We start from the raw sequence: 13,426 nt of genomic DNA, 5'->3' as shown, positions 1-13,426 counted from the left end.
GGCGTATGACCAAACCCTTTTTTGGTGTGCGACGCCCGCTACACGAGGGGTCGTCCGGACGCGATCCGGCGGCGCATGTCCCAGAGGTAGACGTTGTTCGGGAAGTTGCGGACGGGACGGGGCAGCAACATGGTCACCCGGGCTCCCGCCGTGACAATCCGATCGAACCTGCGCTGCTGCGCGGGCGTCCATCGGTAGTGCATCTGCTCGCGGAACTCCGGCGGCAGAAAGCCGACGGTGACGAACTTGTTGATCGGGCCGAACACGGTGCTGATCGGCTTCGGCAGGAACGCGACCGTGGCGACCTTGTCCAGATACGCGCGAACCGTGTCGTCGACCTCGATCTGCTCGACGCCTTCCTTCCAGTACCGCGCGAACGCGTCCCGGTCGGCGGGCCACATCGCGTCGGGCACCTGCAGCGTGGTGGCCAGCCGAGCCGACTCCTGATAGATGGTGTCCCGGCTCGCCTCGGAGGCATCGGGAAACAGGATCGCGACGAGGTCCTCGATGCCCTTGTACAGGCAGGCGGCCACCCAGAGCTGAAGGTCGCGATCGAAGGCGTTGTACTGCACCGGACTTCGTGGCGTCGATCGAACCTGCCGATGCTGACCGTCCACCGCGGCGCGGTAGGCCGCCCGCTCCGCCTCGGTGCCCTCCATCGCGACGGCGAGGTAGGTGACGGTGGTACGCAACCGCTTGACCGGGTGCCGAAAGACCTGCCCGCTCTCCACCGTGCTTTCCGCGACGCCGTGCCCGACGGGCAGCCGGGACAGTTGCATGATCACGTTCGCGGCCCCGGCGATCAGGCCGAAGCCCGCTCCGAGATCCTGAACCCGCACGGTGCGGTCACCGGCCATCGTCGACCACCTTGTCATCGAAGAACCGTCCGTCGAAGGATACCGAGAAATGCTGCGCCCCAGTGGGGTCGACGTGCAATTGCGCGTCAGAACCACCTTTCGGCCGGACGGGTCGCGTTAGCCCATCCGAGGCCGAACTGTCACCCTACGCGCCCCAATCGTGACCGATTTGTGCAAAACCTGGTTTTGATCCGCTGTTGCGGGGTAAGCCTGTTGTATGCATACCGTGGCGGGACCTCCGGGCCCCCGGTACAAGTTCTCACTCCTCGGTACCGATTGGGTGGAGTGGGTACTAATCGGAGTAATCAGTGGAGTTTCGGCGGTGGGCGTGGCCGCACTCGGCGGATCGATTCTCGCAGCGGTGTTGACCGCGATACTGGTGGTCGGCGTCGCAGCGATGGTGATCGCGCTGCTCTAATGTCGCGCGGACGCTAGGCACCGACGACATCGACTACGACCTTGCCACGCGCGTGGCCGGCCTCTAGATAGCTGATCGCCTCGGGAATCTCGGCGAACGAATAGTGCCTGTCGATACTCGGACGCAAGGCCCCCGCTTCGACAAATGTGTTCAGCTCGGCGAGGTTCCGGCCGGTCACCTGCACGTTGACCTGCTTGATTCGCTTGCCGCCGCGCACGACAACGCCGACAAGCATTCCCACCGAGGTGAACCCGGTGACCGCGGCCCTACCGGACTGTCCGAGCGCGCGGCGAAGATCGCCGACCCTACGATTCCCGATCGTGTCGAGAACGAGATCGTAGGTCTGCCCCGTGCGCGTGAAATCCTCTGCGGTGTAATCGATTACGTGATCCGCTCCAAACGTGCGGACCAAGTCCAGATTCGGCGTGCTGGTCACGGCCGTTACTTCTGCGCCGGCGGCCTTGGCAAGTTGGATGCCGAAATGCCCGACTCCGCCCGACCCGCCGTTGACCAGCACGGATCGGCCCGCTTCGAGGCGGCCGTGGTAGTCGAGGCCCCGCAACGCGGTCGTGGCAGCAATCGGCAGCGCAGCGGCCTCCGCGTCGGACAAGCCTGCCGGTATCGGCGCCAAAGCCCCGAGCGGGACGCGGGCGTACTCGGCGAAGCCACCGAAGCCGCTGCCGAACAGACATGCGTACACCGCATCGCCGGGTGCCACCGTGGTGACACCGGGCCCCACCGACTCGACCCGACCCGCGATGTCAGCGCCGAGAACGGTCGCCTTGGGCCTGATCGGGCCCAATGTCGCGCGGGAAAAGACGGGCTTGCCACGCAGGCAATGCCAATCCGCGGGGTTGACCGATATCGAGCGCACCTTCACGAGCACCTCGTCCGTACCGGGTTCGGGGACGTCGACCTCGGAAAGCTCGAGCACGTCGGGTCCCCCGTAGGTGCGCGATACGAATGCCTTCACTGTCGCCGGCCAAGAGACCCGTTGATCGACGACATTCGCCGGTTCAGCGGCGGAACAGCTTGTTGCCGAGCCAGACGATCGGGTCGTAGCGGTGCCCCGCGACCCGTTCCTTCATCGGAATCAGCGCGTTGTCGGTGATCTTGATGTGCTCGGGGCACACGTCCGTGCAGCACTTGGTGATGTTGCACAGCCCGAGCCCGAAGTCGTCCTGGGTGGCATCACGGCGGTCGGCCGCGTCGAGGGGATGCATCTCGAGTTCGGCGACACGCATCAGATAGCGCGGGCCCGCGAACGACTCCTTGTTCTCCTCGTGGTCACGCACCACGTGACAGGTGTTCTGACACAGGAAGCATTCGATGCACTTGCGGAACTCCTGCGAGCGCTCCACGTCGACCTGCTGCATCCGGTACTCGCCGGCCTTCAAGCCGGGTGGTGGTGTGAACGAAGGGATTTCGCGGGCCTTGGTGTAGTTGTAGGACACATCGGTGACCAGATCCTTGATCACCGGGAAGGTCCGCAGCGGCGTCACCGTGATCACCTCGGCCTCGGTGAACGTCGACATCCGGGTCATGCACAACAACCGGGGCTTGCCGTTGATCTCCGCGGAGCAGGAACCGCATTTGCCTGCCTTGCAGTTCCAGCGGACCGCGAGGTCGGGGGTCTGGGTCGCCTGCAGGCGGTGGATGATGTCGAGCACCACCTCGCCCTCGTTGACCTCGACGGTGTAGTCCTGCAGATCCCCGTCGGAATCGTCGCCGCGCCAGACGCGGAACTTGGCGTCATAGCTCATGGCTGCCCCTTCCCGTCTCGCGAGTTCTCCGGATGGTTCACCAGTTCGTCAGCGGTGTAATACTTTTCGACCTCGGACAAATCGAACAGCGCGAGCAGGTCGTCGCGCATCGGCAGCTGATCCTTCGGGGTGACGGTGACGGTCGGCAGCGGGTTGTCGCTACTTTCGCCACCGTCTTCGATCTCGCACACCAGCAACCTGTTTCGCCAGTCGGCCTGCATCGACGGATAGTCGTCGCGGGTGTGCCCGCCGCGGCTCTCGGTGCGCAGCAGTGCTGCCTTGGCGACGCATTCGCTGACCAGCAGCATGTTGCGCAAGTCCAAAGCGAGGTGCCAGCCGGGGTTGAACTGGCGGTGCCCTTCGACGGTCACCTTCGTCATTCGTCGCCCCAGCTCGGCGAGCCGGTCGACCGCCTGGGCAACCTCCTCGTCCTTGCGGATGATGCCGACCAGATCGTTCATCGACTGCTGGAGCTCGGTGTGCAGCGTGTACGGGTTCTCCGCACCGTCCACCGGGTCGAACGGCGCGAGCGCCGACTGTGCGGCAGCGTCGATGTCGGATTGCGCGACTGCCGGGCGATGTGACAGCGAACCAACGTACTCGGCGGCGCCCAGCCCTGCGCGGCGGCCGAACACCAGCAGGTCCGACAGCGAATTGCCGCCGAGCCGGTTGGATCCGTGCATGCCGCCCGAGCACTCGCCGGCCGCGAACAGTCCGGGCACGGTCGCGGCACCGCTGTCGGGGTCGACTTCGATACCACCCATCACGTAGTGACAGGTGGGGCCGACTTCCATTGCCTCTTTGGTGATGTCGACGTCGGCGAGTTCCTTGAACTGATGGTGCATCGAGGGCAACCGGCGCATGATCTCGTCCGCAGGCAGCCGCGATGCGATATCGAGGAAAACCCCGCCGTGTGGAGTTCCCCTGCCCGCCTTGACTTCCGAGTTGATCGCGCGGGCGACCTCATCCCGCGGCAGCAGATCAGGGGTGCGGCGTGCGCTGTCGTTGTCCTTCAGCCACGCGTCCGCCTCCTCCTCGGATTCGGCGTACTGCCCTTTGAATACCGGGGGGATGTAGCTGAACATGAAGCGTTCGCCGTCGGTGTTCTTCAACACGCCACCGTCGCCGCGCACACCCTCGGTGACCAGGATTCCCTTGACGCTGGGCGGCCACACCATCCCGGTGGGATGGAACTGCACGAACTCCATGTTGATCAGCGACGCTCCGGCACGAAGCGCGAGTGCGTGCCCGTCGCCGGTGTACTCCCACGAGTTCGAGGTGACCTTGAACGACTTGCCGATACCGCCGGTCGCCAGCACCACCGCGGGCGCCTCGAACAGGATGAACCGGCCGGACTCGCGCCAATAGCCGAACGCCCCCGAGATCGCCCCGTCCTGCTTGGTCAACTCGGTGATCGTGCACTCCGCGAAAACCTTGATCCGCGCCTCGTAGTCGCCCGTCTCCGCGAAGTCCTCCTGCTGCAGCGAGACGATCTTCTGCTGCATGGTGCGAATCAGTTCCAGTCCGGTCCGGTCACCGACGTGCGCGAGCCGCGGGTAGGTGTGGCCACCGAAGTTGCGCTGGCTGATCCGGCCGTCCTTGGTCCGGTCGAACAGCGCGCCATAGGTTTCCAGCTCCCACACGCGGTCCGGCGCCTCGCGCGCGTGCAGCTCGGCCATCCGCCAGTTGTTCAGGAATTTGCCGCCACGCATCGTGTCCTTGAAATGCGTCTGCCAGTTGTCCTTCGAGTTCGCGTTGCCCATCGCGGCAGCGCAGCCGCCCTCGGCCATCACCGTGTGTGCCTTGCCGAACAGGGACTTGCACACCACCGCCACGCGGTAGCCGCGTTCGCGCGCCTCGATGACGGCGCGCAGCCCCGCACCGCCAGCGCCGATCACGACAACGTCGTACTCGAGCCGTTCCACATCGGTCATGGATTTCCTCGAAGCTCCTCGGTTCGGCCGGGGGCACGCATTCGGCGCACCACGGCGGGCGGGCGGGGCTGGTTAGCCGATGAAACGAAGATCGGAGATCGTGTCGCTGGCCACCAGCATGACGTAGAAGTCGGTCAGGATCAGCGTGCCGAGCGTGATCCAGGCCAGCTGCATATGCCGGGTGTTCAGCTTCGAGATCTGCGTCCACATCCAGTAGCGCACCGGGTGCGCGGAGAAGTGTTTGAGCCGGCCACCGGCCACGTGCCGACACGAGTGACACGACACGGTGTATGCCCACAGCAGGACCACGTTCACGACGAGCACGATGTTGCCGAGCCCGAAGCCGAACCCGCCGCCCTTGCCGTGGAACGCCATTACCGCGTCGTAGGTGTTGATCAACGACACGATGACTGCCGCATAGAAGAAGTAGCGGTGCACGTTCTGCACGATCAGCGGCAGCCGCGTCTCACCGGTGTAGCGCGCATGCGGTTCCGAGACAGCGCATGCCGGCGGCGAGAACCACACCGACCGGTAGTAGGCGCGTCGGTAGTAGTAGCAGGTCAGCCGGAAGCCGAGCAGGAACGGCAGGACGACGAAGCCGAGCGGTATCCACATCGGCAGCTCGGGGAACGGCGTGCCGAAATGGCTCGAACCTGGCACACACGACTCACTCAGGCACGGCGAATAGAACGGAGTGAGGTAGTGGTAGTCGTCCACCCAGTACGCCGTGCGCACGAACGATCGCACCGTCGCGTAGATGAGGAAAACCGCCAACCCGAGATCGGTGAGCAGCGGCGCGATCCACCAACGATCGGTCCGCAAAGTGCGGGCAGAAATCTTTGCCCGCGTTGGTGATTGAGTTCCTGTTCCGCTCTGGTTCGACGTGCTCGGGGGCGCGCTCACTTGGTCCGCTCGCGAGAGTGGAAACCAAGTCCTTCGTCTTGCGCGCCCATCCAGGCGGCCTCGTCGGAGCGGCTGTCCGGGACATAGACGACCTCACGCTCGCGGGCCGGCACGACCGGCGGCGGCGCTTGTTCCAGTTCGCCGGCATCGATGTCCAGACGCTCCACGTCGTTGGCGAGACGGCGGATGGGGAATGCGTCGCCGTACTTCGATTGCAGCGACGCCAAGCAGTGTCTGAGCTGACCGATCGAATCCCGTAGGTCGGCAAAATCGGTGGTTGACATCCGTAGCACCTCCGGACGGGGCTGTGTGACTAAGAGCACACTACATAAACTTTGTGGTACTAGCCGCATGTTTTTGCAAACGAATTTTCTGGAAGTTAGCTACTGCCCCCGAGATCCATCACCCGCTCGGCCAGCCGGCGCCATGGCCCCTGCAGTTCCGGCTCGGGCACGGTCGCGGACAGCTCGCCTGCGTCGAGCCGGTAGACGAACCGGTCCGCCCCTGGCCCGGGCGGATCCAGGTCGGGCGGGTGGTTCCACGGACAGTCGTCCACCAGCCGGCACAGCTCATCGGCATGATCGGGCTGATCATCGAGCTGCACGGCCCACGTGCGGATGATTCCGGCCAGGCCACCGCTGCGGGACACGGCTACGCGCATGTGCTCGTTCTACGCCACCAATACCCCCGCTGTCAGGGTTGCAGGGGCACGCCGATGGTTTCCCAACCGCCACGGACGGCGCGCACCTCGGCGGACTCCGCCCCATAGAGCTTCGTCGCGACGGCGACGGTGCGCGCGGCGAACGTCGCGAAGTCTGCCGTGCGGCCCAGTCCACCACCAGTGAGCGTCTCGAACCAGATTCGGCCCGCCCGCTCCCATGCGTGGCCACCGAGCTCGAGCGCGGTGGTCGCGAACGCCCGATTGGGGATCCCCGAGTTGACGTGCACACCACCGTTGTCGCCCGTGGTCCGGACGTAGTCGCGCATGTGGGCGGGCTGGGGATCGCGGCCGAGGACGTCATCGTCGTAGGCGGTGCCCGGCGCGCGCATCGAGCGCATCGCGACACCCTGCACTTCGTCGGTGAACACCTCCGCCCCGATCAACCACGACGCCTCGTCCGCCCGCTGTCCGAGGCGATACTGCTCGACCAGCGCGCCGAACACATCCGAGATCGACTCGTTCAGCGCACCCGGCTGATCCCGGTACACCAGATCCGCGGTATGCGTGGTGATGCCGTGCGTGAGTTCATGGGCGATCACCGTCAACGAGCCGGTGAATCCGCGGAACACCTCGCCGTCCCCGTCGCCGAACACCATCCGCGTCCCGTCCCAGAACGCATTGTCGTAGTTACGCCCGAAATGCACGGTGCCGTTCAGTGGAGTACCCGCGTTGTCGAGCGAGTCCCAGCCGTACACCTGCGCGAAGAGCGCGTGTGTGGCGCCGAATCCGTCGTAGGCCTCGTCGGCGGCACTGTCCCCGGTGGGCGGCTCACCCTCACGGCGCACCGGCACGCCCGGCAATTGCTCGGTGTGCTCGGCGTCGCTGATCGTGCGCGTCAGCCCGGGATCCTCGACCGTCGGCACCGGGCCGGCCGACCGGGCGGCCGCGCGCAGTACCGCATCGTGGCGCAGCGTCGCGTCGGCAACGGCGGGCGCAGCGGTCAGCCGCGGCGCACTGGATGCGGCGATCCGCTCGAGTACATATGGCGGGACGAAGGCGCGGTACATGGCTGCGATCCTCACACGCCGGGCCGACAGGCGAGCCCGTGCCTAGGCGATCGGCTCCCATGCGCGCGACGCCGCCGATCGCAGCACCGCGTCCACGATCCGGGCCGCGCGGACGCCATCGGCGAACCGCGGCAGCCCGTCGGGTTCGGCACCGGCGACGGCGCTGTAAGTGTCGGCGACGAACGCCTCGAAGCAATAGGAGTAGCCCTGGCCGTGCCCGGCAGGCAGCTTGGACAGCCGCCGCTGCGCGTCCGCCCCCGCCGCGGGATTGCGCACCATCACCCGGTTCTCCTCGGCGCCGCCGAACCACGCCGTCTCCGGGTTCTCCTGATCGAAAACCGCACTGCCCGAACTACCGTCGAGCTCGAGCCACAGGCGGTTCTTTCTCCCGGCCGCGACCTGGGACACCGTCGATGTGGCCAGCACGCCCGATGCCGTGCGCAGCAGCACCACTGCGCTGTCCTCGGTCCTTACCGTCACCAGGTCGTCGGTGAGATTCGCTGTAGCGCTGAATGATTCGCCACCGAGGCGCGGGCGTTCGGGATAGGCGATATGCGTCTGGGCGGTCAACTCGACGAACCGCTCGCCGCTGACGAATTCAGTGAGATCGCACCAGTGCGAACCGATATCGGCGAATGCGCGCGACGCACCGCCGCTGGCCGGATCTACGCGCCAGCCCGACACCGCGGGGGCGAGCATCCAGTCCTGCAGGTAACAACCGTGCAGCAGGAGCAGGTTGCCGAACTCGCCGGCCGCACGCCGCGCCCTGATCTCGCGCACGATCGGATGAAAGCGGTAGACGAACGGAACCGTGGCGACGACACCCGCATTCACCGCCGCCGCGTCCAGCGCCTCGGCCTGCGCGACATCCATACCGAGCGGCTTCTCGCACACCACGTGCTTCCCCGCCGCGAGCACGGCGTGCGCGTATTCGGCGTGCGTGGCATTGGGGGTGGCGATGTGTACGACGTCGGCGCCGGAGGCGAGTACCGCGTCGAGGTCGTCGAGCGTGGGCACGGCCCAGCGCGCGGCGAACTCCCGGGAACGCTGCGGGCTCGACCCAAGGACGCCGACGATCTGCGCGCCGGCGAGCAATGCTCCACGCCGATGCAGTTCGGCAATCATGCCGGTGCCGATGATGGCGACGCGCAGTGCTGACGAGGTGGCGCCCATGCGCCGAGAACCTACTCCCGGCTGCGGCGCGCGAACGAGAATTCGCGCTCTTTCGATAACTTTCTAGCGATCTCTAGCTTGATTCACAGAATTGCTTATACATGCCGATCGAAGGTCAACCCGCCGAAGCGAAAGCCCGCGCGTACTGCGCAGCGCCGGCTCGTGCGACGAGCCGGACCACCGATGCCGCCACGGCGGCCGGATCCTCGAGAATGACGCTGTGCCCGGCACCGTCGATGCAGACGAACTCCGCGTCCGGCAGCTGCGCCACGATGGCAAGCGAATGTTGTGGCGGGGTAACCAGATCCGCGGACCCGACAAGCACGAGCACCGGTATCTCGGTAAGTAGCCGCAGGGTTTCGGATTCGTCGAGGTCGACGAGCGCGCCGAGAAAGGCGGTCATCGTGACGATCGAGGTGTCGTTGAGCATTGCCGCGGCCAGCGCCACCACGCTGGGGTTCACGCTGCCGCGTCCGAACGAGGCTGTGCGCGCGATACGCCCGCACAGCCTCCCGCCCAGACGCTTCGATACCGACATCGTTCGTGGCGCGCAGCGCACCGCGCCCCGCAGCAGTGACACCGTTGGCCGATGCAGCAGCCGCCCGAGACCGAGGGTGGTGAGCCCGCCCGCGGCGGTGGAGATCAGTCCGAGGCCGACGATGCGGGAACCGATCAACTCCGGATGTAGCCGCATGTAGGCCAGCGCCGCCATCGCCCCCATCGAGTGACCGATCAAGAGCACCGGCCCGATCGGGGCAATCGTGCGCAACACCACGTCGAGGTCATCGGCGAGCTGATCGAGCGTGCAGGTGTGCACGGGCGCCGACCCGGACGACCCGTGGCCGCGATGGTCGTAGCTGACGATGCGCACATCGGAGCCCCACTGCGGCGCGAGATGGCGGCACAGGTAGACCCACGATTCGGCGTGCAGGCAATGCCCGTGCAGAAACACCACGGTCAGCCCGGCGCGCACCGGCCCATATTCGCGAACCGCGATCGGCACTCCGTCGTCGGCCACGACCGTGCTGCGCCGGGGCAGGGGTGCCGGCGCATCGTCTGCCTCGATCGGCAGAAAGTCGACGTCGACCATGGCCCGCTCCGTTCGATCACTGTCTTCGGTAGTCGGAGCAAGCGCCGCAACATGTTACGGCGGATCCGATTCGTTACGTTCTCGATGCGCAACCGAAGCCGGTTCCGTCCTTTCCGGCGCGCCGGTTGCCGCATCGATTCTGCATCGGCAGGATCGACGGGGTGGACGGCTCATCGGTGATCTGGTTTCGGCGCGACCTGCGCCTTGCCGACCTTCCGACGCTGACCAGCGCTGCCGCGTCGAGCAGGCAATCGGTGGCGCTGTTCGTCGTCGACGACCGACTGCTCGCCGCCTCCGGCGCGCCGCGGCGAACGTTCCTGTTCCGCTGCCTGCGCGCCCTCGACGCGAGCCTCGACGGCAGGCTGCTCGTCGTCCGCGGCGATCCGGCCGAGCTGGTCCCGCTCGTCGCGAAGCGGTTCGGGGCGGCGAAGGTGCACGTCAGCGCGGATTTCGCGCCGTACGGCGAGCAGCGCGACGCGGCGGTCGCCGCGGCACTCGGGCCGGGTATCGAGCTGATGGCCACCGGCTCGCCCTACGCCGTTTCGCCGGGCCGGGTAGTCAAGGCCGATGGCACCCCGTACCGCGTGTTCACGCCGTTTCGCCGCGCGTGGGCCGAGCACGGCTGGCGGGCGCCCGCGAAGACGTCGGCGCGCACCGTCGGTTGGCTGGATCCGGGTGGCTATCGGCGCCGGATCGACATCCCGGGCGACGACGACCTCGGCGACGCAGCGCTGCCCGATCCGGGCGAGTCGGGAGCCGTGCAGCGATGGCGGCGCTTTCGCGACGCGGACCTCGCCGGCTATGCGGGCAACCGGGACCGCCCGGACCTGGATTCGACGAGCAGGATGTCGGCGTATCTGAAGTTCGGCTGCATTCATCCGCGCACGTTGCTACAAGGCCTGGGCGCGAGCGAGGGCGCGACGGCGCTGCGCGACGAACTCGCCTGGCGGGAGTTCTACGCCGACGTGTTGCATCACCGGCCGGAAACGGCGCGCGAAAACTACAACCACAAGTTCGACGCGATCACCTATGACAACGGCAAACAGGCCGAAAAGCACTTCACAGCTTGGTGTTCCGGACACACGGGGTACCCGATCGTCGATGCCGGGATGCGCCAGCTGATCGCCGAGGGCTGGATGCACAACCGGCTGCGAATGATCACCGCGTCGTTTCTCACCAAGGATCTGCACCTGCCGTGGTGGTGGGGCGCACGGCATTTCATGCGGCACCTCATCGACGGCGACCTCGCCTCCAATCAGCACGGCTGGCAGTGGACGGCAGGCTCCGGAACCGATGCCGCGCCCTACTTTCGGGTGTTCAACCCCACGACGCAGGGCGAGAAGTTCGATCCGCACGGCGACTATGTCCGGCGCTGGGTGCCCGAGTTACGCGGCGTGCCGGGCAAGAAGGTCCACGCGTTGCCCGACGGCCCGCCCGCCGGCTACCCCGCACCGCTCGTCGACCACAAGCACGAACGCGAGATCGCGTTGCAACGCTATGCGGCACTCGGTAGCTGATCGTCAGGCGTTTTCTACCGATTTCTAGCAGTTCGGCTAGTTATCGGTAGAAAGACCTGATGAGGCGTATCGACACAGGTCAGGCCGGTGCGCGCGAGTCGGGCACGACCCGGCGATGCAAGTTCTCCTCGGTCGAGGCGCCGCTGCGCCAATCCGAGATCCACGGCCCGGTGCCCTCGCTCGCGTCGAGCACCCCGGCCTCGAGCCAGGTGTAGCGGCCGTCGAGCAGGGCGCGCGCCGTCGCACCGTCGCGATCGTCGGTGTTCTCCCAGAGCGCGTCGAACAGGGCCTCCACGCGCAGCCGGGCCTGCTGACAGAACGTGTCGGCCAACTCCACCGCGGCCGCACCCTCCTCGCCGCCCTCGGCGCGTTGCATTTCGGCGCGCACACAGGCCGCCGACATGGCGAACAACTCGGCGCCGATATCGACGATCCGGCCGAGGAAGCCCTGCCGATACTCCAGCTTCGCCTGCCAGCGCGCCATCCCGTACAGCATCGACCGGGCGAGTTTCCGGGAACGCCGTTCGACGTAGCGCAGATGCGTTGCCAGCGAACCGAATTCGGTATACGAGTTGGGCACCTGCCCCTTTCCTGCGACGAGCTGCGGCAGCCATTTCGCATAGAAGCCGCCCGCACCGAGCGCGGCCCTGGCCTTGGTCTGCAGATCCGCCTTGGGGTTGATCAGCTCACCCGCGGCGGTGACGTGCGCATCGGAGGCCTCGCGTGCGACGAGCAACCGCATGATCTCGCTCGACCCCTCGAAGATCCGGTTGATCCGCAGGTCGCGGAACTGCTGCTCGGCCGGCACGGCGCGCTCACCCCGAGCCTTCAGCGATGGCGCTGTCTCGTATCCGCGTCCGCCGCGGATCTGAATCAGGTCGTCCGCGATTCGGCAGGCCATCTCGCTCGCCCACAACTTCGCGAGCGCGGCCTCGATCCGGATATCGTTGCGGCCCTCGTCGGCCATCTGCCCGGAGAGGTCGAGCACGGCTTCGAGCGCGTAGGTCGTCGCGGCGATGAACGACAGCTTCTCGGCGACCGCGGCATGCTTACCGACGGGCCGACCCCACTGGACCCGTTCGGCGGACCACTCGCGGGCGATCTTCAGACTCCACTTACCCGCCGCCGCACACAGTGCCGGGATCGCGAGCCGACCAGCATTCAGTGTGGTCAACGCAATTTTGAGCCCGTCACCCTCGCGCCCGATGAGGTTCTCGCGTGGGACTCGCACCTTGTGCATCCGGGTGACGCCGTTCTCGATCCCACGCAGGCCCATGAACGCGTTGCGCCGCTCGACGGTGATGCCCGGCGAATCGGCCTCCACCACGAATGCCGAGATACCGCCGCGGCTCGTGTCGCTCTTGGGCACGCGCGCCATGACGACGAGCAGCTCGGCGATCACCCCGTTGGTCGTCCACAGCTTCACCCCGTCGAGCTCGTACGCGGCGCCGTCCTCGATCGGGGTGGCGGTGCTCGCCATCCGCGCCGGGTCCGACCCGACGTCCGGCTCGGTGAGCAGGAACGCGCTGATCGCGCCCTTCGCGCAACGCGGCAGGAAGGCCTGCTTCTGCTCGGGAGTGCCTGCGAGTTTGAGCGGTTCGGGCACGCCGATCGACTGGTGTGCCGACAGCAGCGCCCCGAGGCTGGCGTGGGCCGACCCGACCACCATCAGTGCACGGTTGTACGCCACCTGGGAGAGGCCAAGGCCGCCGTACTCGGGCGAGATCTTCAAACCGAAACAGCCGAGATCGGCGAGTCCACGGAAGTACTCGTCGGGGATCTTCGACTCCCGCTCGATCCGGGCGCCGTCGATACCCGCGCAGTACTGCGTGAGCTCCGCGAGGAATTTCTCGGCGGCGGCCGCCTCGTCCGGTTTCGGTCGCGGATACGGGTGGACCAGGTCCAGCTGGAATCGACCGAGGAAGAGCTCCTTGGCGAAAGATGGCTTTACCCATTCTGTTTCGCGAGATTCCTCGACAAGGGCTCGGGCCTGTTCCTCGGTGGCCTCGACCTTCGCGGTAGTGGTCATGGGACGCTCCTCGG

12 protein-coding genes are annotated in these 13,426 nt (G+C 66.6%); 1 reads left to right on the top strand and 11 read right to left on the bottom strand.

The window, feature by feature from the left end:
- Positions 1-38: 38 nt before the first annotated feature.
- The 10 genes from OG921_RS07140 to OG921_RS07095 form a co-directional block, all read right to left on the bottom strand.
- Positions 39-875: an oxygenase MpaB family protein gene (locus OG921_RS07140; RefSeq protein ID WP_266111694.1), complete on the bottom strand. Its 837-nt coding sequence runs from the start codon at positions 873-875 to the stop codon at positions 39-41.
- Between the two features lie 413 nt (positions 876-1,288).
- Entirely contained in the window at positions 1,289-2,248 is a 960-nt protein-coding gene (locus OG921_RS07135) for an NAD(P)-dependent alcohol dehydrogenase (RefSeq protein ID WP_266111693.1), read from the bottom strand.
- Between the two features lie 43 nt (positions 2,249-2,291).
- A complete protein-coding gene (locus OG921_RS07130; protein ID WP_266111692.1) occupies positions 2,292-3,038 on the bottom strand; it encodes a succinate dehydrogenase/fumarate reductase iron-sulfur subunit in 747 nt (248 codons plus the stop codon).
- The gene (locus tag OG921_RS07125; RefSeq protein ID WP_266111691.1) at positions 3,035-4,972 is read right to left on the bottom strand and encodes a fumarate reductase/succinate dehydrogenase flavoprotein subunit; all 1,938 of its coding nucleotides are present in this window, start codon (positions 4,970-4,972) and stop codon (positions 3,035-3,037) included. The genes OG921_RS07130 and OG921_RS07125 overlap by 4 nt, the downstream gene beginning before the upstream one ends.
- Before the next feature lie 72 nt (positions 4,973-5,044).
- Positions 5,045-5,875, bottom strand: coding sequence for a hypothetical protein (locus OG921_RS07120; RefSeq protein ID WP_266111690.1), 831 nt, complete (start codon positions 5,873-5,875; stop codon positions 5,045-5,047).
- Positions 5,872-6,159 (bottom strand): hypothetical protein, encoded by a 288-nt coding sequence (locus OG921_RS07115; RefSeq protein ID WP_266111689.1) that lies wholly within the window; start codon positions 6,157-6,159, stop codon positions 5,872-5,874. The genes OG921_RS07120 and OG921_RS07115 overlap by 4 nt, the downstream gene beginning before the upstream one ends.
- A gap of 95 nt (positions 6,160-6,254) precedes the next feature.
- The gene (locus OG921_RS07110; protein WP_266111688.1) at positions 6,255-6,536 is read right to left on the bottom strand and encodes a protealysin inhibitor emfourin; all 282 of its coding nucleotides are present in this window, start codon (positions 6,534-6,536) and stop codon (positions 6,255-6,257) included.
- Between the two features lie 32 nt (positions 6,537-6,568).
- Positions 6,569-7,603, bottom strand: a complete 1,035-nt coding sequence (locus OG921_RS07105; RefSeq protein ID WP_266111687.1) for a M4 family metallopeptidase — start codon at positions 7,601-7,603, stop codon at positions 6,569-6,571.
- Positions 7,604-7,645: 42 nt separating this feature from the next.
- Positions 7,646-8,776 carry a Gfo/Idh/MocA family protein gene (locus tag OG921_RS07100; protein ID WP_266111686.1) on the bottom strand — a complete coding sequence of 377 codons (1,131 nt, stop codon included), beginning with the start codon at positions 8,774-8,776 and terminating at the stop codon, positions 7,646-7,648.
- A 115-nt stretch (positions 8,777-8,891) separates the two neighbouring features.
- Complete coding sequence (locus OG921_RS07095; RefSeq protein WP_266111685.1) at positions 8,892-9,866, bottom strand: alpha/beta fold hydrolase; 975 nt, start codon at positions 9,864-9,866, stop codon at positions 8,892-8,894.
- Between the two features lie 161 nt (positions 9,867-10,027).
- Between OG921_RS07095 and OG921_RS07090 the strand changes: the two genes are divergently transcribed.
- The gene (locus tag OG921_RS07090) at positions 10,028-11,383 is read left to right on the top strand and encodes a deoxyribodipyrimidine photo-lyase (protein WP_266111684.1); all 1,356 of its coding nucleotides are present in this window, start codon (positions 10,028-10,030) and stop codon (positions 11,381-11,383) included.
- Positions 11,384-11,462: 79 nt separating this feature from the next.
- On the opposite strand, the gene OG921_RS07085 is transcribed toward OG921_RS07090, so the two are convergent.
- Positions 11,463-13,412 (bottom strand): acyl-CoA dehydrogenase family protein, encoded by a 1,950-nt coding sequence (locus OG921_RS07085; protein ID WP_266111683.1) that lies wholly within the window; start codon positions 13,410-13,412, stop codon positions 11,463-11,465.
- Between the last annotated feature and the right edge of the window lie 14 nt (positions 13,413-13,426).

The sequence above is a fragment of the Aldersonia sp. NBC_00410 genome, from assembly GCF_026342035.1.
Taxonomy (GTDB): domain Bacteria; phylum Actinomycetota; class Actinomycetes; order Mycobacteriales; family Mycobacteriaceae; genus Aldersonia.
The sequence above is the reverse complement of the archived record's forward strand: the minus strand, read 5'-3'. Positions and strand labels throughout refer to the sequence as shown.

Bases quoted from the DNA above. Each gene is read 5' to 3' on its own strand.
- OG921_RS07140 (WP_266111694.1), bottom strand. From the start codon at position 875: ATGACAAGGTGGTCGACGATGGCCGGTGACCGCACCGTGCGGGTTCAG.
- OG921_RS07130 (WP_266111692.1), bottom strand. From the start codon at position 3,038: ATGAGCTATGACGCCAAGTTCCGCGTCTGGCGCGGCGACGATTCCGAC.
- OG921_RS07125 (WP_266111691.1), bottom strand. From the start codon at position 4,972: ATGACCGATGTGGAACGGCTCGAGTACGACGTTGTCGTGATCGGCGCT.
- OG921_RS07115 (WP_266111689.1), bottom strand. From the start codon at position 6,159: ATGTCAACCACCGATTTTGCCGACCTACGGGATTCGATCGGTCAGCTC.
- OG921_RS07110 (WP_266111688.1), bottom strand. From the start codon at position 6,536: ATGCGCGTAGCCGTGTCCCGCAGCGGTGGCCTGGCCGGAATCATCCGC.
- OG921_RS07105 (WP_266111687.1), bottom strand. From the start codon at position 7,603: ATGTACCGCGCCTTCGTCCCGCCATATGTACTCGAGCGGATCGCCGCA.
- OG921_RS07100 (WP_266111686.1), bottom strand. From the start codon at position 8,776: ATGGGCGCCACCTCGTCAGCACTGCGCGTCGCCATCATCGGCACCGGC.
- OG921_RS07095 (WP_266111685.1), bottom strand. From the start codon at position 9,866: ATGGTCGACGTCGACTTTCTGCCGATCGAGGCAGACGATGCGCCGGCA.
- OG921_RS07085 (WP_266111683.1), bottom strand. From the start codon at position 13,412: ATGACCACTACCGCGAAGGTCGAGGCCACCGAGGAACAGGCCCGAGCC.